We start from the raw sequence: 19,330 nt of genomic DNA on the forward strand, positions 1-19,330 counted from the left end.
AGCTAACCCCATATCAGGGAGTTCGATTATGTCCGCTAATTGGGATTGGGGCATCTTTTTACAAGCTGCCCCTTTTGGTAATACCACCTATCTGGGGTGGCTTATTTCTGGTTTTCAGGTGACGGTGGCACTTTCCGCCTGTGCCTGGATCATTGCATTCGTTGTCGGCTCATTATTTGGTATTCTCCGTACAGTTCCGAATAAATTCCTTGCCGGACTTGGAACTTGTTATGTGGAGTTATTTCGCAATGTTCCTCTCATTGTCCAATTTTTTACCTGGTATTTGGTCGTTCCTGAGCTTCTGCCCAAAAACCTAAGCGACTGGTTCAAAATGGAGCTGGACCCCAATATTCAATTTTTTATCTCCTCAGTCATTTGCTTAGGATTATTCACTGCTGCCCGTGTATGCGAGCAAGTTCGCGCGGCAATTCAGTCACTCCCAAGAGGACAAAAAGCCGCCGGTCTGGCAATGGGCTTAACCTTGCCACAAACCTACCGTTACGTTCTGCTACCAAACGCTTATCGAGTAATTATTCCTCCAATGACCTCGGAAATGCTCAATTTGGTGAAAAATTCAGCCATTGCTTCCACAATCGGCTTAGTCGATATGGCTGCCCAAGCAGGTAAATTACTGGATTATTCCGCACACGCCTATGAATCGTTCACAGCGATCACATTGGCTTATGTGGCTATCAACCTGGTGATTATGCTTGCCATGAGCATACTGGAGAAAAAAGTACGTTTACCCGGTAATATGGGAGGGCGATAAGAAATGTATCAGTTTGACTGGAGTTCGATTGTACCAAGTTTGCCCTTTCTTCTGGATGGATTGTTGATAACGGCAAAAATTACCGTGACAGCCGTTATCATAGGCATTGTCTGGGGAACCATTCTGGCGATGCTGCGTCTCTCATCCATCAAGGCATTGAGCTGGTTTGCAGCCCTATATGTTAACCTTTTCCGCTCGGTTCCACTGGTGATGGTATTACTGTGGTTTTATCTCATTGTGCCTAACTTATTACAAAATATTCTAGGTATATCACCAAAAACCGATATCCGTTTAATTTCTGCAATGGTAGCTTTCTCGCTCTTTGAAGCCGCTTACTACTCCGAAATAATTCGGGCAGGTATCCAGAGCATTTCTCGCGGGCAATCCTCTGCTGCGCTGGCGCTGGGGATGACTCAATTGCAAAGCATGCGGCTGGTCATACTGCCACAAGCATTTCGGGCAATGATCCCATTGCTGCTAACACAAGGCATTGTATTATTCCAGGATACTTCTCTGGTATATGTATTGAGTCTGGCGGATTTTTTCCGTACAGCAACGAATATTGGTGAGCGCGATGGAACCCAGATTGAAATGGTTCTGTTTGCCGGCTTTGTTTATTTTGTGATTAGTTTTTCCGCTTCTATGCTGGTTAACTATTTGAAGAAAAGGACTGTTTGATGATTTCCCTGAAAAATGTATCCAAGTGGTATGGCCAATTTCAGGTTCTTACTGACTGCTCAACTGAAGTTAAAAAAGGCGAAGTAGTCGTGGTCTGCGGGCCTTCTGGTTCCGGTAAATCCACACTGATAAAAACGGTTAATGGCCTTGAACCTGTCCAGCAAGGTGAAATTCGAGTAAACGATACCAAAGTCAATGACAAGAACACCAATCTGGCACAATTGCGCTCCAAGGTGGGAATGGTATTTCAGCACTTTGAACTTTTTCCTCATCTATCGATCATTGAAAACCTGACACTGGCTCAAGTTAAAGTGCTAAAGCGCGACAAGAAAGAAGCGACTGAAAAAGGCTTAAAACTGCTGGAGCGAGTTGGGTTAACCAGCCATGCAGATAAATTCCCAGCCCAACTCTCCGGTGGTCAGCAACAACGTGTTGCCATTGCCAGAGCACTCTGCATGGACCCGATTGCTATGCTGTTTGATGAGCCAACTTCTGCCCTTGATCCTGAAATGATTAATGAAGTCCTGGATGTCATGGTGGAATTGGCGAACGAAGGCATGACCATGATGGTGGTAACCCATGAGATGGGATTTGCCAAGAAAGTGGCACATCGTGTTATTTTTATGGATGAAGGCAAAATTGTCGAAGACAGTAAGAAAGAAGATTTCTTTGCCAACCCAAAATCAGAACGTGCCCGCGATTTTCTGGCGAAAATTCTGCACTGATTTTTCCTCATCGGCGGAAGGCAAAACTGCCGCCGATCTTAAATTTTCCCTAAAAATAAGTAATTTTCCGCATTCCACCTTTAACAAGAGTTGTTGCTTCTATCCCTTATCAGCTATGCTATGGAATCTTTGATTTCATAAACAAACCAAACACGCTCAAGGCGTAGCTTTATTATTCACCATAGGATTATCGGTGCCATGCAAGAACAATATCGTCCAGAAGACATAGAACAACAAGTCCAGCTTCATTGGCAAGAGAAGCAAACGTTCAAAGTGACAGAAGACAGCAGCAAAGAAAAATACTACTGCCTGTCCATGCTACCTTATCCTTCTGGCCGACTACATATGGGCCATGTCCGTAACTACACCATTGGTGATGTAATTTCCCGTTACCAGCGCATGCTGGGCAAAAACGTACTGCAACCTATCGGTTGGGATGCCTTTGGCTTGCCAGCAGAAGGTGCTGCGGTCAAGAATAATACCGCCCCTGCCCCGTGGACTTATTCCAACATTGACTATATGAAAAACCAGTTAAAAAAACTGGGTTTTGGTTATGATTGGGATCGTGAAGTCACCACCTGTACACCAGAGTACTATCGCTGGGAACAGTGGTTTTTCACTAAATTGTACGAAAGAGATCTGGTATACAAAAAAACTTCCGCAGTTAACTGGTGCCCGCATGACCTGACGGTTCTCGCAAATGAACAGGTTATTGATGGTTGCTGCTGGCGTTGTGATACCCAGGTTGAGCGTAAAGAGATCCCACAATGGTTCATCAAGATCACCGATTATGCAGAAGAGCTGCTAAACGATCTGGATAAACTGGAAGATTGGCCGGAACAGGTCAAGACCATGCAGCGTAACTGGATTGGCCGTTCTGAAGGTGTCGAAATCACGTTCAATGTTGCTGACAGCCAGGAAAAACTCACCGTTTATACCACACGCCCGGATACCTTCATGGGGGCAACCTATGTCGCTGTGGCGGCGGGTCATCCTCTGGCCAAACAGGCTGCGGAAAATAATCCTGAACTAGAGAAATTTATCGACGAATGCCGTAATACCAAAGTTGCCGAAGCTGATATGGCAACAATGGAGAAAAAAGGTATGCCAACAGGCATGTTTGTCATTCACCCATTAACCAACGAAAAACTCGCTATCTGGGTTGCCAACTTTGTCCTGATGGAATACGGCACAGGTGCGGTGATGGCTGTTCCAGGACACGATCAACGTGACTGGGAATTTGCCACTAAGTACAACCTGCCAATAAAAGCCGTTATTCTTGACAATGATGGCAATGTACCAAACGTTCAGGAAGCGGCTGTTACTGACAAAAATGCACTGGTCAACTCCGGCGAATTCAGTGGTTTGAGCCATGAAGAAGGCTTCAATGCTATCGCAGACAAACTGGTTGTAATGGGTGTCGGACAACGTAAAGTCAATTACCGCCTGCGCGACTGGGGCGTTTCTCGTCAACGTTATTGGGGTGCGCCAATACCAATGGCAACACTGGAAGATGGCACTGTTATTCCTGTTCCAGAAGATCAATTACCGGTAGTTTTGCCAGAAGATGTTGTAATGGATGGGATCACCAGCCCAATCAAAGCGGATCCTGAATGGGCAAAAACAACCATCAACGGCCAGCCAGCACGGCTTGAAACCGATACCTTTGATACCTTTATGGAATCCTCATGGTATTACGCACGCTATACCTGCCCAGATTATGATAAAGGGATGTTGGATCCGGCTGCGGCCAACTATTGGTTGCCAGTGGATCAATACATCGGTGGTATTGAACACGCTATCATGCACCTGATGTACTTCCGTTTCTTCCACAAATTGATGCGCGATGCGGGTATGGTCAACTCTGATGAGCCTGCCAAGCGCCTGTTGTGCCAAGGCATGGTTCTGGCTGATGCCTTCTACTACACTGGCAACAGCGGCGAGAAAGTCTGGGTATCTCCGGCTGATGCCATTGTTGAGCGCGACGAGAAAGGCCGTATTGTAAAAGCAATGGATAAAGATGGTCATGAACTGGTTTATACCGGCATGAGCAAAATGTCGAAATCCAAGAACAACGGCATCGATCCACAAATTATGGTTGATAAATACGGTGCTGACACCGTTCGCCTGTTCATGATGTTCGCTGCACCACCGGAACTGACTCTGGAATGGCAAGAATCTGGTGTGGAAGGGGCTAACCGCTTCCTGAAACGTGTTTGGCGTCTGGTTCATGAACACAGCAATAAAGGAACCACCCAGCCTCTGGATGTCAGCAACCTGACTACAGAGCAAAAAGATCTGCGCCGTGATTTACACAAAACCATTGCGAAAGTCACTGACGATATTGGTCGCCGTCAAGCGTTCAACACCGCCATTGCGGCCATTATGGAGCTGATGAATAGACTAACTCGCGCGCCACAAGAAACAGAGCAAGATCGTGCTCTGATGCAAGAAGCAGTCACTGCGGTTGTACGGATGCTTTCACCGATTACACCACACGCTTGCTTTGTCATGTGGAAAGCACTTGGTAATGAGGATGACATAGACACCGCTGCATGGCCACAAGCTGATGAGCAGGCAATGGTAGACGATACTAAACTGGTCATTATCCAAATTAACGGTAAGGTTCGTGGTCGCATCACAGTACCGGCAGATGCAACAAAAGAGTATGTCCAAGAGATGGCAATGCAAGAATACGGTGTGAAGAAATACCTTGAAGGCGTCAGTATCCGCAAAGTCATCTATGTTCCAGGTAAGTTACTGAATCTGGTTGTAGGCTGATAACAGGAGACCCTATTTGTGGTAGAAAATAATCTACGACATCATATTTACACCTTGTTGCTCGGGTTAGCGGTGCTAGTCACCGCTGGCTGCGGTTTTCATCTTCAGGGTACAACACAAGTACCAAAAGAACTGCAAACATTGCAATTAAGTTCTGGTGACCCTTATGGGCCTTTGGCACTGGCAGTACGCCAGCAACTACGGCTAAACGATGTCAAACTTATTGAAAATGGTGATGCTTCAGTCCCTATCCTGAAACTGGTTGGCTCTAATGAGAACAAAGAGACAGTTTCTATCTTTCAGGATGGTAAAGCGGCTGAACGCCTGTTGGTATTGAATGTTGATGCACAAGTTCTGATGCCAGATGGTAGCATCTATCCATTGCGGGCAAAGATTGATCGTTCATTTTTCGATAACCCTTTGGAAGCACTGGCAAAAGATGCAGAAGATGAACTGGTTAAACAGGAAATGCGCGAACAGGCTGCCCGTCAGCTTATACGCCAATTGCTGACCGTCCATAGTGCAGAACTCCTGAAAGCCGAGGCAACCCAAAAAGCTGCGGCTACACAGAAGCAATGATCCGACTGTATCCTGAACAACTTCTTTCGCAGCTCAATGAAGAGCTGCGAGGCAGCTACCTGTTATGGGGCAATGAGCCATTACTATTACAGGAAAGTCAAGACAGCATCCGCAAGGTGGCTGAACAACATGGCCTTATGGAGCATTTCACCTTTACATTGGATAACCATACCGATTGGGATGAAATCTTTAGCCTGTGCCAGTCACTTAGCTTGTTTGCCAGTCGCCAGTCACTCAACCTGCTGCTGCCAGAAAATGGCCCAAATGCTGCAATGGCAGAGCGGTTAACCAAACTGTCAGGGTTGCTGCATTCAGATATCCTGCTGATATTGCGTGGACACAAACTAACCAAAGCACAGGAAAATAGCCCGTGGTTCAAAGCGATTGGGCAAAATGGGGTATATGTCAGTTGTTTAACACCTGAGCAAAATCGCCTGCCACAATGGGTGGCACAGCGTGCCAAAAACATGGGGCTATTACTGGAAAATGAAGCCAATCAATTACTCTGCTATTGTTATGAAGGAAACCTATTGGCAATGGCTCAGGCTCTGGAACGCCTTTCCCTGCTCTACCCTGATAATCGACTGACACTTCCTCGCGTTGAAGAAGCGGTCAACGATGCGGCTCACTTTTCGCCCTATCATTGGGTTGATGCTTTGCTGACAGGAAAAATAAAACGGGCATGGCATATACTGAAACAACTGCGGCAAGAAGATACCGAGACGATTATTTTACTCCGTACTATACAGCGGGAGTTAATGCTGCTTCTGGTACTTAAACGTCAATATACGACCGTCCCTTTGAAGACTTTGTTTGATCAACACAAGATTTGGCAAAATCGCAGAACATTGCTGTCAACCGCACTACAGCGCCTGTCACAGCGAGAACTGCAATCTGCCATACATTTGTTGACCCAAATGGAACTGTGCGTCAAACAGGATTATAGCCAATCCATTTGGGCTGACCTGGAAACGCTTTCCATGTTGTTATGCGGAAAACCATTACCAGAGAGCTTCCTGAATGCTTGAATCTACTGATCCAATCAATATCAATCAAGATATTGATTCAACAACTATTGCCCTAAACAATGCCACTGATTCTGCAACCAATGGGAATTCTCCGGTTATTCAGGCTTTATTCGGTGGTACATTCGATCCTATCCATTATGGTCATTTGCGTCCTGTGGAAGCATTGGCGCAATTAGCAGGACTCAAGCAGGTCATCTTATTGCCGAATCATGTTCCCCCGCACCGCCCTCAACCGGAGGCGACCTCCCAACAACGACTGGAAATGGTTCGTCTGGTGGTACAGGATAACCCTCTGTTTACCGTGGATACCCGTGAGCTAGAGCGGCAAACGCCCTCTTACACAGTAGAAACCCTGAAATCCTTCCGTCAGGAAATCGGTGAACACCATCCATTGGCATTCATCATTGGTCAGGATTCATTACAAACTATTCATACCTGGTATAAGTGGGAGGAATTGCTCGACATTTGTCATTTGTTGGTCTGCTCCCGTCCGGGTTATCAAAGTCAACTTTCGGCTCCAGGAATGCAATCGTGGCTTGAAAAGCACCAAATTGCTTCTCCACTCCTTCTGAGCCAAAAACCACACGGCTATATTTACCTGGCTGCCACTCCGTTGTTAAACATTTCCGCAACGGATATTCGCCAGCGTCACCAGCAAGGAATGAGCTGTGATGATTTACTTCCCCCATCAATACAAAATTATATCGATTCACAGGGGTTATATAAGAAATAACGAAATCATGCGGTGATTTGCAGCTAACTCGCTTACTTTTATAGAGATTGGCATGCTATTATTCTGCGTTACTCAACCAATTTTATGAAATAAAGGTGATCCTTTTGCAAGGCACAGAACTACAACAATTTGTTATTGATAAACTTGAAGATTCCAAAGCACAAGATATTGTTTCTATAGACGTTCGTGGGAAATCCAGTATTACTGACTGCATGGTTATCTGCACCGGAACATCCAATCGCCATCTGATGTCTGTGGCAGATAATCTGGTGGATGACTGTCGCCAAGCCGGCATTATGCCTTTAGGTGTTGAAGGGCAAGGCATTTCAGACTGGATAGTCGTCGATCTCGGCGAAATCATGATCCATGTCATGCAAGAAGACAGCCGCCGTATGTACGAACTGGAAAAACTCTGGAGCTGAGTTTGAAGTTACAACTGGTCGCTGTAGGAACAAAAATGCCGGACTGGGTACAGACCGGCTTTATGGATTATTTGAATCGTTTCCCCAAGGATATGCCTTTTGAGCTTATTGAAATTCCTGCGGGGAAACGGGGCAAAAATGCTGACATCAAACGCATTCTGGAAAAAGAAGGTGAACAGATGCTGGCTGCCGTTGGTAAAGGTAATCGTATTGTGACTCTGGATATTCCTGGTTCTCGTTGGGATACCCCGCAATTGGCACAACAGCTTGAACGCTGGAAGCTGGATGGCAGAAATGTCAGCCTGTTAATTGGCGGCCCTGAAGGTTTGGCTCCTGCCTGCAAAGCAGCCGCGGAACAAAGCTGGTCACTTTCTCCTTTAACCATGCCGCATCCCCTTGTACGAGTTCTGGTTGCGGAGAGCCTTTATCGGGCGTGGAGCATCACGACTAACCACCCTTATCATCGGGAATAAATTGGGTAATCTGACACCGTGAATTCTGGCAATGGGATGAAGAATCAACGAACCTCTTTTCGCGATCATTCGGCTGAATCAGCCCTATTCATACGCCGCGCATTCGTGGCGTTTATAGGTATTATTATTTTAACAGGCATCCTGTTTGCCAATCTTTATCATCTCCAGATTACGCGCCACGAAGATTACCAGACCCGATCGAATGGAAATCGTATTAAACTCGTTCCCATAGCCCCAAGCAGGGGCATCATTTATGACCGTAATGGCACCCCGCTGGCGGCTAACCGAACTATTTATCAGTTAGAAATCGTGCCACAAAAAGTCGCTGACCTTGAGAAAACATTAAATGAACTGCGCTCCGTCGTTGGCCTGACTGATGAAGATATTGAAACCTTCAAAAAAGAGCGTCAGCGCGCACGCCGTTTTACCTCTATTCCGCTAAAAACATCATTGACCCCAGTTCAGGTTGCTCGATTCTCCGTCAATCAATATCGCTTTACGGGACTGGAGATCAAAGGCTACCAACGCCGCTATTACCCTTACGGTTCCGCACTCACCCATGTGATCGGCTACGTCGCTAAAATCAACGATAAAGATGTAGAACGACTAGAAAAAGAGGGTATTCTGGCGGACTACGCAGCTACCCACGATATCGGAAAACTGGGCATTGAACGTTATTATGAATCTGTCCTGCATGGCAAACCGGGTTATGAGGAAGTCGAAGTCAACAACCGCGGTAAAGTGATCCGCCAGCTACATGAACAACCGCCACAGGCTGGCAAAGATATTTACCTGTCAATCGACTTAGAGTTACAAACCTATATTGTAGGGATACTAACGACCAGCCGCGCAGGTGTTGTTGTTACCGATCCGCGTACAGGGGAGGTTTTGGCTATGGTGTCCAACCCAAGCTATGATCCGAATCTGTTTGTCGATGGTATTTCGAGTCAGGACTATAAATCTCTGCTCAATGACCCCAATCGCCCCTTAATTAACCGAGCCACCCAAGGTGCTTATCCACCAGCATCAACAGTGAAGCCTTTTATTGCCGTTGCAGCCCTCAGTAGTGATGTCATCACCAAGAACACCACAATCAATGATCCTGGTTGGTGGCAACTGCCAGGCTCAGAAAAGCGTTACCGTGACTGGAAACGCTGGGGACATGGCAAACTGAATGTGCATAAATCGATTGTTGAATCGGCAGATACTTTTTTCTATCAAGTCGCCTATGATATGGGTATCGATAAACTGTCTGAATGGATGACAAAATTCGGCTATGGTCAATTCACGGGTATCGATCTGAAAGAAGAAAACCCTGGCAATATGCCTACCCGTGAATGGAAACTCAAACGCTATAAAAAACCGTGGTATCAAGGCGATACGATTTCCGTTGGTATCGGTCAAGGATACTGGACTGCAACGCCTATGCAGATGGTAAAAGCCTTAATGATTTTGATTAACGATGGCGTAGTGAAAACACCCCATTTCTTGATGAATACTCGTGTAAATGGCGAAATGCAACCTTACCAGTCGCCAGCCAGCGAACCGATTGGGGATATTCATTCAGGATATTGGGAAATTGCTAAAGATGGCATGTACGGTGTTGCCAATGCCCCAAATGGTACAGCGCGCAGAGCCTTTGCCGGTACACCATATAAAGCGGCCGTTAAATCAGGTACTGCTCAGGTTTTCAGTTATGAAACCTACAATGCGAGTAAACTTGCTGAACATCTGCGTGACCATAAACTGATGATTGCCTTTGCGCCTTATGACAACCCGACAGTTGCCATTTCCATCATTCTTGAAAATGGTGGTTCCGGGCCACCTGTTGGCACTATTGTTCGTCAAATTCTGGATCATATTTTACTCAGGGATAACAAAAACCGCTCTCCTGTCAACGCCTCTGCGCAGACAGGAGTAAATCAAGCGACCCAGAACAGAAACTAATTAATTGAGTAACACCATGACAGACTCATCAAACAAGGTTCCTTTCTGGACCCGACTACATATCGATATTCCATTACTGCTATGTGTTTTGGTATTACTGGTCTACAGCCTTTTCATTATGTGGAGCGCCAGTGGGCAAGACATTGATATGATGGAGCGAAAAATAGGACAGGTCATCATGGGTCTGATAGTGATGCTTGTCTTGGCTCAGGTTCCTCCACGTGTATACGAAAATTGGGCGCCTTATCTCTATATTGTCTGCGTTGTTCTGCTTATCTTTGTTGATGTTTTTGGCCAGATTAGTAAGGGGGCACAGCGTTGGCTGGATCTGGGCATTGTACGTTTCCAGCCGTCAGAAATTGCCAAAATCGCCGTACCTTTAATGGTGGCTCGCTTTATGAATCGAGACCTCTGTCCACCTTCGCTGAAAAATACGGCTATTGCGCTGGTCTTGATCTTTGTCCCTACTCTGCTGGTAGCAGCACAACCCGATTTAGGCACTTCTATTCTGATTGCCGCTTCTGGGATATTCATCCTATTTCTGGCGGGGATGAATTGGAAACTCATTGGCGTTGCCGTCTTACTGCTGGCTTGTTTCATCCCAATTTTGTGGTTCTTCCTGATGCATGATTACCAACGCGCTCGCGTTATGATGCTATTAGATCCAGAAAGTGATCCATTGGGCAAAGGCTACCATATCATTCAGTCCAAAATTGCTATTGGCTCCGGAGGAATGTTTGGAAAAGGCTGGTTGCAAGGCACTCAATCGCAATTAGAATTCCTACCAGAGCGACATACCGACTTTATTTTCGCCGTTCTGTCGGAAGAGCTGGGGTTAATTGGCGTCCTGGTTTTGCTGGTACTCTACTTGCTGGTTATTATGCGTGGATTGTTTATTGCAACCAAAGCACAGAATACTTTTGGCCGAGTTATGGTCGGAGGATTGGTACTGATTTTCTTTGTCTATGTTTTTGTCAATATCGGCATGGTAAGCGGTATCCTGCCGGTAGTCGGTGTTCCCCTGCCGTTGATTAGTTATGGGGGATCAGCATTAATTGTCTTAATGGCGGGGTTCGGCATTATCATGTCGATACACACGCATCGTAAATTATTGTCCAAAAGTTTATGAGGAAGAAGTTTCATGCGTCAACAGTGGCTTATACTTAGCATCGTAGCTGTACTGATATCAGGTTGTACAATAACCGATAACCATCGGACATCTTCTCTTCCCCCTGTTCCAACTCGTGATGTTTTGGGCGCAGAGCCTCAATATGAGCCTTACCATCCAAGTGCCAACCAAGATTATCAGCGGGATGGGCAAACCTATCACATAGTGCAAGATCCCGCTCACTTTACCCAGACAGGCTATGCCAGTTGGTTCGGTGAAGAATCCAATGGAAAACTGACAGCAATTGGTGAACGAGCAAGCTCCTATGCTTTAGCGGCAGCACACCCGACACTGCCTATTCCAAGTTATGTTCGTGTCACCAATTTAAGCAATGGACGCATGATGATTGTTAGAATCAATGATCGAGGTCCTTACAATAAGCCAGGGAAAATCATTGAATTATCTCATGCAGCAGCAGAGCGGCTCAATTTGATGCCACAAAGCAAAGTGAAATTGGATGGTATCCTCGTTTCACCTGATGGCTCACTTTCCGGTTTGGGAACCGAAGGAGCAACGATTGTTAAAAAGAGCTTTGCCTTACCTGAAAGACCTAATCTTCTTTCTCAATCACAATCATCAACGCCTCCTGCTGTAATAAGCAGTTCTGCTGACGAAAATACAGTCAAGCAACCACCAGATGAACCAAGTTCGGCTAAAAATACGACGAATCAGCCTGTTACGCCATCTTCCACTACATTTTCCACTACATCACCTGCGCCTGCACCAACAAGCGGTTATATGGTGCAAGTAGGCGCAATCAGCGCTGAACAAAAAGCCAAAGAATGGCAACAGTCATTGAGCCAGCGCTTTAATGTTCAAGGGCGTATTATCCAATTTGGTAACGTCTATCGCGTCCAACTGGGGCCATTCAATAGCCGCCAGCAAGCGATGGAATTACAAAAAAAATTGACAGATGAGATGCATCAATCCTCGTTTATTGTTGCTCCCTGATTTATGCACCACAGTCACGATAACGCGAGATAAATAGCATCACCGCCTGCTGATCTTTTCCTGTCAGCAGGCAGATAAATCGGCTGTACTCAGTTTTGTTTAATGTCAGCTTTTTTTTCATTTGTTATTATGTCACTTATTATCAATCCCTCTCTCACGGATGTTATCTAATCAACCATGAAATATATAGTTACTTCCCGTTTTATTAAAAGAGCCACGTTAGGTGTTGTTCTGGCTGCCAGCGTTTCCGCATCTGCCTACGCGGATGATAATTTCAAGACCATGATCCCCGGTGTACCAGAACTGGATTCAGAAGCCTATATTCTGATTGATTACGATTCAGGAAAGGTATTAGCCGAAAAGAATGCAGATATCCGCCGCGATCCCGCAAGTTTGACCAAAATGATGACCAGCTACGTCATTGGTCAGGCCATCAAATCAGGAAAAATCAAACCGGACGATATTGTTACTGTCGGTAAAGATGCCTGGGCAACGGGTAATCCGGTATTTAAAGGCTCGTCCCTGATGTTTTTAAAACCGGGCGATCAAGTTTCTGTCGCTATGCTTTCTCGCGGTATCAATTTGCAATCTGGCAATGATGCCTGTGTTGCTATGGCAGATTATGTCGCAGGCAGCCAAGATGCATTTGTCAGTTTGATGAATCAATATGTACAAAATCTGGGGTTAAAAAACACCCATTTTCAAACCGTTCATGGTTTGGATGCTAACGGTCAATACAGCTCTGCCCATGATATGGCGTTGATTGGTCGGGCACTAATTCGCGATGTGCCAGATGAATACGCTATCTATAAAGAAAAAGACTTTACTTACAACAACATTCATCAGCCTAATCGTAATGGTTTGCTATGGGATAAGAGCCTGAATGTCGATGGCATCAAAACAGGCCATACCAACGGTGCAGGATATAACCTTGTTGCTTCTGCTACCGAAGGCAATATGCGCCTGATTTCTGCGGTGATGGGTAGCCCAACCGCCAAAGGACGTGAAACCGACAGCAAAAAATTACTGACCTGGGGCTTCCGTTTCTTCGAAACGGTTTCACCACTGCAAGTCGGTAAAGAATTTGCCTCAGAGCCAATTTGGTTCGGTGATACTGATAAGGTTCAACTGGGCGTTGACAAAAATGTTTACCTGACTATTCCCCGTGGCCGTTTGAAAGACCTGAAAGCCAGCTATGTATTGAACAATACCGAGCTGCATGCACCGCTTGCTAAAAATCAAGTTGTTGGAACGATCAACTTCCAGCTTGATGGTAAAACCATTGAACAACGTCCATTGGTTGTGATGCAGGAAGTGAAAGAAGGTGGCTTTTTCAGCCGCATGATCGACTATATTCGACTGATGTTTCATCACTGGTTCGGCTGATCTCTTGAAAGCCAGATATTGAGCCTATATTAAATTAGATATCGTTAAAAAATTATCACGCCACGGCAAATCAACCATTATGCACTATTGCCGTGGCAAATATATTTTAGGAGCACCCATGAAAACGAATTTAAATGAACTGCTTGAGTTCCCCTGCTCATTCACTTACAAAGTGATGGGTTTGGCTCAACCAGAGCTGGTGGATCAAGTGATTGAAGTGGTTCAATGCCATGCCCCAGGTGATTATTCTCCAGTCGTGAAACCTAGCAGCAAAGGCAACTACCATTCCGTCTCCATTACTATCAATGCGACACATATTGAGCAAGTGGAAACGCTGTATGAAGAATTAGGTAAGCTGGAGTTGGTTCGCGTTGTGCTGTAATGGTGTAATCACCATTTACTGAAAAACAATGCGCTGACACAGAAATCAGCGCATTGTTAATAAAAAAACAGTTAGTCAGATTCAGGAATGATTATCTCTTGGAGACTTAGCCCAATACGCCATAAAATTAATTAATGTCCGATCCAAATGACGTTCTTGCAGCAAATAACGGCGTAGATTTTTTACAACAGTGGATTCCGCTGCAACCCAACCATAAAAATGGTTGGCCTCATCTCCGCTTTCAGCCTTTTCCCATATTGTGCCATCTGGTGAAACTGTTTCAGTCAGGGGCTGTTTTTCAATCAACGCAGACGTCGGCAAAGTGATATGTTCACGTACTGCCTCAAGCAGACGTTCACCATATCTATATCTTTCTTTAGCTTCACGAGGCAACCAAAATACATTGGCGAATTTAAATTGCGCTATATTAATGCAGTCCCCTGGCTTGGGAACTTCAAAAAATGCCTGTACATCAGGGGGATTCTCATTTAGTGATAATTCCTCAAGGATACCCAATGCCGCGGGTAAAGCCGTCTCATCAGCAATCAGCAACACCTGACGGATCTGTGCTGGTGGCTTCCACTCGCAACCATCAGCCCCATTTATTGAGCCGGCATTGGAATCCACTTTCGGGGCGACAATCTGTAAAGGAGCGCCTGGATTAGCCTGCTTCAACCAATTGGATACCGGCGTATTTTTACCATGTAAAACAAACTCTACATCCATCTCATTATCTTCGATGCGTAGCGCCCTTAATGTGTATGTTCTCATTACAGGACGTTCTTCTTTAGGGATAGACAGGTAGTTATTGTACCAATCTTTCCCCTCTTTTATCTGTAGTGAAGGATTGCTTGCCTGGGGAAATAATAGCTTAATACGTTGATCGGGGGCATGCTGCCGCATTTTATGCACTTCAGAACCTGCGAAAATACAACGCAAAATAGAGGGTGATACCGTGATACGTTCTTTCAAGAATAAGTTAAAAATAGAATAAGTTGAAGACATAATATTATATTAACAAACAGGTTTGTTATTCCCTTGATTGATAAAATATTATACAACTTAGATCAGGCAGTAATTCAAATCAATATAATAATGATAATTATTTTCATAAAGACCATACGGAATGTTCCAAAACGACTGTCAATATTTTCAAATCAGAAACCCCAAAAATGATAATGGGAGAAATTGCCACTCAAAAACGCCAAAATGCTTTTGAACATAAAATCAGTATTGGGTAAATTTCCAATCTTCCCAACAACATAGCTGCACACATCATCCATTTCGCTATAGGATCAAGATCACCAAAACCTTGCGCCGTCGCACCATATCCTATCCCCATGTTATTAATACAAGCAGCCGCAGTGGCAAATGAAGTCATCAAATCATAGCCAAGTAAGTTCAATGCCCAGATAAAGAAACAACTAAAAAAGACATAGAGAAAGAAGAACCCCCAAACAGAGCGCAGAACTCTTTCCTGAACCACAGATTTGCCAATTTTAATCGTCGAAATGGCATTTGGATGAATGAGCTGGTTAACCTCACTCACACTCTGTTTTGCCAGGATCATAAAACGGAGGGCTTTAATGCCTCCACACGTTGAACCCACACAGCCACCAAAAAAACTCACTGCCAGCAACAGCAATATCGTATGGGGAGGCCATTGAGCGTAATCAGAAGTCGCCAAACCATTATCCGTCATCATGGAGCTGGTCATGAAAAAACCGTGAACAAAGGCTTCTGTCACGCCATACATGCCTGAACGGTATAATTCTAACCAGATAATGATCACTATCGCCGCCAGTACCAGCAAGAAAAATTGCAGTTCGGTATTTTTTAGCAACGGTTTTAAGCTTCTGCGCGTCAGGGCAACAAAATAGAGTGTAAAGTTGACTGCTGACAGAACTGAAAAAATGCCTCCTACCATTTCAATGGCTGCACTGTCATAATAGCCAAGACTCTCATTGCGGGTGGAAAATCCCCCCAAAGAAACCGTTGAGATACCATGACAGATAGCATCAAACCATGACATTCCCGCGCCCCAGAAACTGGCCGAACAAAGCCCACCCAGCAACAAATAAACTACCCACAAACTCTTGGCACTGTCCGCAAGCCGTGGAGTCAACCGCTCTTCTTTGAAAGGGCCCGGCATTTCTGATTGATACAATTTGGCACCACCAATACCCAATAAAGGCAAGATGGCAACAGCAAGGACAATGACACCCAAGCCACCAATAAAATTGAGCTGAGCGCGATAATAAAGTACGGACTTAGGCAGGGCTGAGACATCATTCAATACCGTAGCTCCGGTGGTTGTAATGCCAGATATCCCTTCAAACATTGCATCTACCAGATTAATGTTTAAACTTTTATCGAGTACAAAAGGCAACGCACTGAGCAATGAGAATAACAACCAGAAAAGTACGATGATAAGAAATCCATCTTGCGTACTCGGCTGCGCCTTGATTTTACGGGTAAAGTACCAGCCTATTCCACCTGTAACCAAGCCAATGACAAATGTCTCAAAAAAAGCAAAAGCACTTTTCTCTTTATAAAACAGAGCCACAAAAGTCGGTATCAGCATTGAGAGGCTATAAAGGAGCACCAGAAAACTACAAAGATGCCCAACAATCAGAAATTGGTTTTTTTTGACCATTTGTTAGCTCAAAAGGGGATTAAAAGGGAAATCATCAAAACATATAACTATGATAATATAAAATAAAAATATATTCGTCTAATTAACAATATTATTGTATTACGGCATTCTCAAACTGGTGGGAATCATCTTACAGCGTTATACTGGCGGGCACTTTTTGTTAATGAATGATGAAATTTCCATTGCAACATAACACCGTTATTTTACGCCAGCTAGGCATTCAGCCCTACGAGCCGGTTTCTGATGCCATGCACCAGTTCACCGAACAACGTACAGCGGAAACACCTGATGAAATCTGGCTTGTCCAACACGAAAAAGTATTTACGCAAGGTCAGGCTGGCAAAGCTGAGCATATACTTGCACCGGGTGATATCCCTGTCGTCCAGTCAGATAGGGGGGGACAGATCACTTATCATGGCCCCGGACAGCAGGTCATGTATGTTTTGATTGATTTGAAACGGTCAAAAATTGGGGTGCGTCAATTGGTCACTGCAATCGAAAATACCGTAATCGAAACGTTAGCTCATTTTGGCGTGGAATCCTCTGCCCGCCCAGATGCCCCTGGAGTTTATGTCGCAGGTAACAAAATATGTTCCCTTGGATTGCGTATCCGAAAAGGTTGCTCTTTCCATGGTCTGGCACTGAATATTGCAATGGACTTGCAACCATTTTTACGCATAAATCCTTGTGGTTACGCAGGAATGCAAATGATACAACTCAGTGATTTCGTCACCGGAGTGACCGTTGAAGATGTACAACCCGTTCTGGTGGAGAAATTCTGTCAGATCTTGGGATTCCAACTCATCGATGAAAGATGATATAATTTTTTAACATTTTTCAAAAAAATTTGAATGGATTTATTTGCCTCGATATTTTTCTCATCACCATCAGGCAGTAAATCAAAATCTGAAGAATATAACTGGAACCAGCACGATTATGAGTAAACCAATTCAGATGGAACGTGGTGTTAAATACCGCGACGCAGACAAGATGGCTTTGATCCCTGTGAAGACAATCGCCACAGAACGTGAAGTACTCTTGCGTAAACCTGAGTGGATGAAAATCAAACTTCCTGCGGATTCCAGCCGCATTCAGGGTATCAAAGCGGCAATGCGCAAAAATGGGTTGCATTCTGTCTGTGAAGAAGCTTCCTGCCCTAACCTCGCTGAGTGTTTTAACCACGGAACCGCCACTTTTATGATCCTTGGCGCCATCTGTACTCGTCGCTGTCCATTCTGTGACGTAGCCCATGGTCGCCCAAATGCACCTGATGCCAATGAACCTATCAAGCTCGCACAGACTATCCAGGATATGGGGCTGCGCTATGTCGTTATTACATCTGTTGACCGTGACGATTTGCGTGATGGTGGTGCACAACATTTTGCTGACTGTATCACGGCTATTCGTGAAAAAAGTCCATCAATTAGGATTGAAACTTTAGTACCAGATTTCCGCGGTCGTATGGATCGTGCGCTGGAAATTCTGACGGCAACTCCTCCTGATGTGTTCAATCACAATTTGGAAAACGTGCCACGGGTTTATCGTCAGGTTCGTCCCGGTGCCAACTATGACTGGTCATTGAAATTGCTGGAAAAATTCAAAGAAGCACATCCAGATATCCCGACTAAATCAGGCTTAATGGTGGGATTAGGTGAAACCAACGAAGAAATTTTAGAAGTCATGCGTGATTTGCGTAGCCACGGTGTCACCATGCTGACATTAGGGCAATATTTACAACCGAGCCGCCATCACCTGCCAGTGCAGCGTTATGTCAGCCCCGCTGAATTCGATGAAATGAAAGAAGCCGCGTTAGAAATGGGCTTTACCCATGCTGCCTGTGGCCCGTTTGTTCGCTCTTCGTACCATGCTGACTTGCAGGCCAAAGGCATAGAAATCAAATAATCTGTCGCCACCATCATGATGAATATCATATTTGCTGTATTTATTGGTGGTGGCCTGGGTAGCGTATTACGCTGGGTCATCAGCCTCCGCTTGAACACGCCTTCTTCCCCGATTGCCGTTGGTACGCTGACGGCTAATTGTGTTGGTGCATTTATCATTGGAGTGGGTTTGGCCTATTTTAACAAAGCCACACATCTCGATCCGGTTTGGAAGCTAATGCTAACGACGGGGTTTTGCGGTGGGCTAACGACCTTTTCTACCTTTTCTGCTGAAGTGGTTTATTTATTGCAAGCAGGAAAAATAAGTTGGGCACTGTTCAGCATTTTGGCGAATGTGATCGCTTCATTGTTGATGACAGCATTTGCTTTTGCGGTAATAAACAAAAATCTTATAACTATCTAAAAGCTAATAAGATAAAAAAACCCGTTATCAAAACGGGTTTTCAGAATACGGGATTCGAAATTAGATTGCGACAACGTTTGCAGCAGATGGACCTTTCGCACCCTCAGTAATTTCAAACTCTACTTTTTGGCCTTCAGCCAGAGTTTTGAATCCGCCAGACTGAATGGCGGAAAAGTGTACAAAAACATCTTTACTACCATCTTCTGGAGTGATAAAACCAAATCCTTTGGATTCATTAAACCACTTAACGTTACCTTTAATTTTTGACATTAAAACTTACCTTTAATAAAAAAGACACGGACTCTGTGTCACGTACAGTACAACAAATAATATAGTCCACTGTCTGCA

Annotated in this window: 20 protein-coding genes; 17 read left to right on the forward strand and 3 right to left on the reverse strand. The window is 44.9% G+C overall.

Going from position 1 to position 19,330, the window contains the following annotated elements; genetic code table 11:
- The first annotated feature begins 28 nt into the window (after window positions 1-28).
- The 14 genes from Xedl_RS37775 (at window position 29) to ybeD (ending at window position 14,022) form a co-directional block, all read left to right on the forward strand.
- Window positions 29-769: an amino acid ABC transporter permease gene (locus tag Xedl_RS37775; protein WP_074022346.1), complete on the forward strand. Its 741-nt coding sequence runs from the start codon at window positions 29-31 to the stop codon at window positions 767-769.
- Window positions 770-772: 3 nt separating this feature from the next.
- Complete coding sequence (gltK, locus tag Xedl_RS37770) at window positions 773-1,447, forward strand: glutamate/aspartate ABC transporter permease GltK (RefSeq protein ID WP_074022345.1); 675 nt, start codon at window positions 773-775, stop codon at window positions 1,445-1,447.
- On the forward strand, window positions 1,447-2,172 hold the full coding sequence (locus Xedl_RS37765) for an amino acid ABC transporter ATP-binding protein (protein ID WP_074022344.1): 726 nt from the start codon (window positions 1,447-1,449) through the stop codon (window positions 2,170-2,172). Before gltK ends, Xedl_RS37765 begins: the two co-directional genes overlap by 1 nt.
- Window positions 2,173-2,370: 198 nt before the next feature.
- Window positions 2,371-4,953 (forward strand): leucine--tRNA ligase, encoded by a 2,583-nt coding sequence (leuS, locus tag Xedl_RS37760; protein WP_074022343.1) that lies wholly within the window; start codon window positions 2,371-2,373, stop codon window positions 4,951-4,953.
- Window positions 4,954-4,971: 18 nt separating this feature from the next.
- Window positions 4,972-5,532 carry an LPS assembly lipoprotein LptE gene (lptE, locus tag Xedl_RS37755; protein WP_074022342.1) on the forward strand — a complete coding sequence of 187 codons (561 nt, stop codon included), beginning with the start codon at window positions 4,972-4,974 and terminating at the stop codon, window positions 5,530-5,532.
- On the forward strand, window positions 5,529-6,560 hold the full coding sequence (gene holA, locus Xedl_RS37750; RefSeq protein WP_074022341.1) for a DNA polymerase III subunit delta: 1,032 nt from the start codon (window positions 5,529-5,531) through the stop codon (window positions 6,558-6,560). Before lptE ends, holA begins: the two co-directional genes overlap by 4 nt.
- On the forward strand, window positions 6,553-7,293 hold the full coding sequence (gene nadD, locus Xedl_RS37745; protein ID WP_083600254.1) for a nicotinate-nucleotide adenylyltransferase: 741 nt from the start codon (window positions 6,553-6,555) through the stop codon (window positions 7,291-7,293). The genes holA and nadD overlap by 8 nt, the downstream gene beginning before the upstream one ends.
- A gap of 95 nt (window positions 7,294-7,388) precedes the next feature.
- Window positions 7,389-7,715: a ribosome silencing factor gene (gene rsfS / locus Xedl_RS37740; RefSeq protein WP_074022340.1), complete on the forward strand. Its 327-nt coding sequence runs from the start codon at window positions 7,389-7,391 to the stop codon at window positions 7,713-7,715.
- A 2-nt stretch (window positions 7,716-7,717) separates the two neighbouring features.
- Window positions 7,718-8,188, forward strand: coding sequence for a 23S rRNA (pseudouridine(1915)-N(3))-methyltransferase RlmH (gene rlmH / locus Xedl_RS37735; RefSeq protein ID WP_047769160.1), 471 nt, complete (start codon window positions 7,718-7,720; stop codon window positions 8,186-8,188).
- Window positions 8,189-8,224: 36 nt separating this feature from the next.
- Window positions 8,225-10,135: a peptidoglycan DD-transpeptidase MrdA gene (mrdA, locus tag Xedl_RS37730; protein ID WP_074022339.1), complete on the forward strand. Its 1,911-nt coding sequence runs from the start codon at window positions 8,225-8,227 to the stop codon at window positions 10,133-10,135.
- Window positions 10,136-10,151: 16 nt separating this feature from the next.
- Entirely contained in the window at window positions 10,152-11,264 is a 1,113-nt protein-coding gene (mrdB, locus tag Xedl_RS37725; RefSeq protein ID WP_074022338.1) for a peptidoglycan glycosyltransferase MrdB, read from the forward strand.
- A 12-nt stretch (window positions 11,265-11,276) separates the two neighbouring features.
- On the forward strand, window positions 11,277-12,254 hold the full coding sequence (gene rlpA / locus Xedl_RS37720) for an endolytic peptidoglycan transglycosylase RlpA (protein WP_074022337.1): 978 nt from the start codon (window positions 11,277-11,279) through the stop codon (window positions 12,252-12,254).
- A 177-nt stretch (window positions 12,255-12,431) separates the two neighbouring features.
- Window positions 12,432-13,640, forward strand: a complete 1,209-nt coding sequence (gene dacA, locus Xedl_RS37715; protein WP_074022336.1) for a D-alanyl-D-alanine carboxypeptidase DacA — start codon at window positions 12,432-12,434, stop codon at window positions 13,638-13,640.
- A 118-nt stretch (window positions 13,641-13,758) separates the two neighbouring features.
- On the forward strand, window positions 13,759-14,022 hold the full coding sequence (gene ybeD, locus Xedl_RS37710) for a DUF493 family protein YbeD (RefSeq protein WP_074022335.1): 264 nt from the start codon (window positions 13,759-13,761) through the stop codon (window positions 14,020-14,022).
- An 81-nt stretch (window positions 14,023-14,103) separates the two neighbouring features.
- On the opposite strand, the gene Xedl_RS37705 is transcribed toward ybeD, so the two are convergent.
- Both Xedl_RS37705 and Xedl_RS37700 read right to left on the reverse strand, forming a co-directional pair.
- Window positions 14,104-15,027 (reverse strand): siderophore-interacting protein, encoded by a 924-nt coding sequence (locus Xedl_RS37705; protein WP_074022334.1) that lies wholly within the window; start codon window positions 15,025-15,027, stop codon window positions 14,104-14,106.
- 190 nt (window positions 15,028-15,217) lie between these two features.
- A complete protein-coding gene (locus Xedl_RS37700) occupies window positions 15,218-16,678 on the reverse strand; it encodes a TrkH family potassium uptake protein (RefSeq protein WP_074022333.1) in 1,461 nt (486 codons plus the stop codon).
- Between the two features lie 170 nt (window positions 16,679-16,848).
- Here Xedl_RS37700 and lipB point away from each other — a divergent pair, with 170 nt between their 5' ends.
- The 3 genes from lipB to crcB all read left to right on the forward strand — a co-directional run bounded on the left by lipB (window position 16,849) and on the right by crcB (window position 18,982).
- Window positions 16,849-17,496, forward strand: coding sequence for a lipoyl(octanoyl) transferase LipB (gene lipB, locus Xedl_RS37695; RefSeq protein ID WP_208605020.1), 648 nt, complete (start codon window positions 16,849-16,851; stop codon window positions 17,494-17,496).
- Window positions 17,497-17,614: 118 nt separating this feature from the next.
- A complete protein-coding gene (lipA, locus tag Xedl_RS37690; protein ID WP_074022332.1) occupies window positions 17,615-18,580 on the forward strand; it encodes a lipoyl synthase in 966 nt (321 codons plus the stop codon).
- 15 nt (window positions 18,581-18,595) lie between these two features.
- Window positions 18,596-18,982, forward strand: coding sequence for a fluoride efflux transporter CrcB (crcB, locus tag Xedl_RS37685; protein WP_074022331.1), 387 nt, complete (start codon window positions 18,596-18,598; stop codon window positions 18,980-18,982).
- Between the two features lie 60 nt (window positions 18,983-19,042).
- Here the strand turns inward: crcB and cspE are convergent, their stop codons facing one another.
- Window positions 19,043-19,252, reverse strand: a complete 210-nt coding sequence (gene cspE, locus Xedl_RS37680) for a transcription antiterminator/RNA stability regulator CspE (RefSeq protein WP_074022330.1) — start codon at window positions 19,250-19,252, stop codon at window positions 19,043-19,045.
- Window positions 19,253-19,330: the final 78 nt, after the last annotated feature.

Source organism: Xenorhabdus eapokensis, from assembly GCF_001908105.1.

What these genes read in the sequence shown, in the direction of transcription:
- Xedl_RS37775 (WP_074022346.1), top strand. Translation starts at nt 29, where the DNA reads ATGTCCGCTAATTGGGATTGGGGCATCTTTTTACAAGCTGCCCCTTTT.
- gltK (WP_074022345.1), top strand. Translation starts at nt 773, where the DNA reads ATGTATCAGTTTGACTGGAGTTCGATTGTACCAAGTTTGCCCTTTCTT.
- Xedl_RS37765 (WP_074022344.1), top strand. Translation starts at nt 1,447, where the DNA reads ATGATTTCCCTGAAAAATGTATCCAAGTGGTATGGCCAATTTCAGGTT.
- leuS (WP_074022343.1), top strand. Translation starts at nt 2,371, where the DNA reads ATGCAAGAACAATATCGTCCAGAAGACATAGAACAACAAGTCCAGCTT.
- holA (WP_074022341.1), top strand. Translation starts at nt 5,529, where the DNA reads ATGATCCGACTGTATCCTGAACAACTTCTTTCGCAGCTCAATGAAGAG.
- nadD (WP_083600254.1), top strand. Translation starts at nt 6,553, where the DNA reads ATGCTTGAATCTACTGATCCAATCAATATCAATCAAGATATTGATTCA.
- mrdA (WP_074022339.1), top strand. Translation starts at nt 8,225, where the DNA reads ATGAAGAATCAACGAACCTCTTTTCGCGATCATTCGGCTGAATCAGCC.
- mrdB (WP_074022338.1), top strand. Translation starts at nt 10,152, where the DNA reads ATGACAGACTCATCAAACAAGGTTCCTTTCTGGACCCGACTACATATC.
- rlpA (WP_074022337.1), top strand. Translation starts at nt 11,277, where the DNA reads ATGCGTCAACAGTGGCTTATACTTAGCATCGTAGCTGTACTGATATCA.
- dacA (WP_074022336.1), top strand. Translation starts at nt 12,432, where the DNA reads ATGAAATATATAGTTACTTCCCGTTTTATTAAAAGAGCCACGTTAGGT.
- ybeD (WP_074022335.1), top strand. Translation starts at nt 13,759, where the DNA reads ATGAAAACGAATTTAAATGAACTGCTTGAGTTCCCCTGCTCATTCACT.
- Xedl_RS37705 (WP_074022334.1), bottom strand. Translation starts at nt 15,027, where the DNA reads ATGTCTTCAACTTATTCTATTTTTAACTTATTCTTGAAAGAACGTATC.
- Xedl_RS37700 (WP_074022333.1), bottom strand. Translation starts at nt 16,678, where the DNA reads ATGGTCAAAAAAAACCAATTTCTGATTGTTGGGCATCTTTGTAGTTTT.
- lipB (WP_208605020.1), top strand. Translation starts at nt 16,849, where the DNA reads ATGAAATTTCCATTGCAACATAACACCGTTATTTTACGCCAGCTAGGC.
- lipA (WP_074022332.1), top strand. Translation starts at nt 17,615, where the DNA reads ATGAGTAAACCAATTCAGATGGAACGTGGTGTTAAATACCGCGACGCA.
- crcB (WP_074022331.1), top strand. Translation starts at nt 18,596, where the DNA reads ATGATGAATATCATATTTGCTGTATTTATTGGTGGTGGCCTGGGTAGC.
- cspE (WP_074022330.1), bottom strand. Translation starts at nt 19,252, where the DNA reads ATGTCAAAAATTAAAGGTAACGTTAAGTGGTTTAATGAATCCAAAGGA.